This is a genomic window from Mesorhizobium sp. M0106 (assembly GCF_040322715.1).
Taxonomy (GTDB): Bacteria; Pseudomonadota; Alphaproteobacteria; order Rhizobiales; family Rhizobiaceae; genus Mesorhizobium.
Map to the genome: position 1 here is coordinate 1 of NZ_JAMYUA010000129.1, position 933 is coordinate 933.

1 protein-coding gene is annotated in these 933 nt (G+C 61.8%); it reads left to right on the forward strand.

Translation table 11 applies throughout. The features are described from left to right. The first annotated feature begins 310 nt into the window (after positions 1-310). Positions 311-685, forward strand: coding sequence for a hypothetical protein (locus NKJ55_RS35410; RefSeq protein ID WP_352453928.1), 375 nt, complete (start codon positions 311-313; stop codon positions 683-685). Positions 686-933 lie beyond the last annotated feature (248 nt).

Consider the following 933-nt stretch of genomic DNA (forward strand, 5'->3'; position numbering starts at 1 on the left):
ACAGAATCACACACCAACCCGACGCCGCAACTCACAGATGAGTCATCGACGCAACGAAAAGATGTGTGCATCCCCTAGCCACTTCGTGGGGGCGAGGAACCCAGGTCTTGTGAGGCTTCGGCTATTGGCATTTCCTCGCCCCACGAAGTGGGGAGAGGTGGTTTGCGAAGCAAACCGGAGAGGGGTCTTCCTTGGCAACGCTGCGCCTTTCGCGATGTGCAAATGGCGCACCCCCTTCCACCCATCCCGCCGCCATGCCATGTTCTCGCTCGCGGCCGGGCAGGCCGCTTCATTCCGGGGGGAAATCATCATGTCGTCCTACGCTTTCGCGCGCCGCATTGCCGCTGGGCTGTTCATTGCCGCACTGTTTGCGCCCGTCGCGCATGCCGGTGATGTCACCTTCGAGATCAAGAACAGCCATCCGAACGCCATGCGCGTCGAGCTCTACAGCCAGGACCGCGATCATGTCTGGCCGGGCAACAATCAGGATTACTATCTCAACGATGGCGAGACCAAGTCGATCCCGCTGTCCTGCAGTGACGGCGAATCGATCTGCTACGGCGCCTGGGTCGACGGCGACGAGAACACCTATTGGGGCGTCGGCCCAGGCAATACGGAAAAGTGCGACGATTGCTGCTACACCTGCAGTGGCGGCGAGACCGAGGAAATCGATCTGGTTCCGTGACGTGGCAGATCTCCCCCCCTTGAGGGACCCTTGAGGGGGAGATGTCGCCAAAGGCGACAGAGGGGCTCGCCGCGCATAGAGCGCCAACCTGTTCTGCAGCAGTAGGCCGAGTCCGGTCGTGCCGACCCCCTCTGGCCGCTGCGCGGCCCTCTCCCCCTCGAGGGCTAGGCGATTCACACATTTCGAAGCGCCCATCCATGGGCGATGGACAGGAAGTGCTGCAATCCGTGTCGGAAGGTGATGGGTCC